This is a genomic window from Streptomyces sp. NRRL F-2664 (genome assembly GCF_000719345.1).
Lineage (GTDB): Bacteria > Actinomycetota > Actinomycetes > Streptomycetales > Streptomycetaceae > Streptomyces.
Window position 1 is genome coordinate 1 of record NZ_JOFX01000318.1, and the last position, 642, is coordinate 642.

Below are 642 nucleotides of genomic sequence, written 5' to 3' on the forward strand. Positions count from 1 at the left end.
TGGGGCTTGGCCTCGTAATCGCGGGCCAGGCGGCGGTGGTTCATCAGCCATCCCAGCGTTCTCTCGACTGTCCAACGACGTGGCAGGACGGCAAACCCCTGGTGGCGGGGTCGCGGCGGACGATGTGCATGTCGATACCGAGGGTGGCAGCGTGTTCGGCGAGGTGCTGGCGGTAGCCGCCGTCCACCCAGGCCTTGCGGACGGTGGGATGGTCGGCGGCGACCCGTTCGATGAGGGTCTGGCCGGCGATCGAGTCCTATCTTCTTGCCCGCATCGATGCCCTGCTCGCAGGCGGGGACGTTGGTGGAAGTCTTGATGCTCCGGGAGTCGGTGACACAGGCGGTCGGTTCCTCCTCGCGGCCCTCCTGCCTGCGGACTTGCCGCCGCAGCAGGCTGTTGAGGTGGTCGAACACGCCTTCCTCCTGCCAGCGGGCAAAGTAGGCGTAGACGGTGTTCCAGTGCGGGTAGTCGTGCGGGAGGTAGCGCCAGGGGATCCCTGTCCGGTTCACGTAGAGGACCGCGTCCAGCAGACTGCGCAGGTCGTGGTCCGGTGGGCGGCCGATGTCCAGGCCGCGGCCGCGGCGTTCGGACCGCCAGGCGGTGAGGACCGGCTCGACCAGCTCCCACCGGGCATCGGACAGG

General features: G+C 68.7%; 1 protein-coding gene. It reads right to left on the bottom strand.

The genetic code is table 11. From position 1 onward, the window contains the following. Nucleotides 1-641, bottom strand: a 641-nt coding sequence (locus IF89_RS44185; protein WP_420707027.1) for a transposase, incomplete at its 3' end; no start/stop codon positions are given. Nucleotide 642 lies beyond the last annotated feature (1 nt).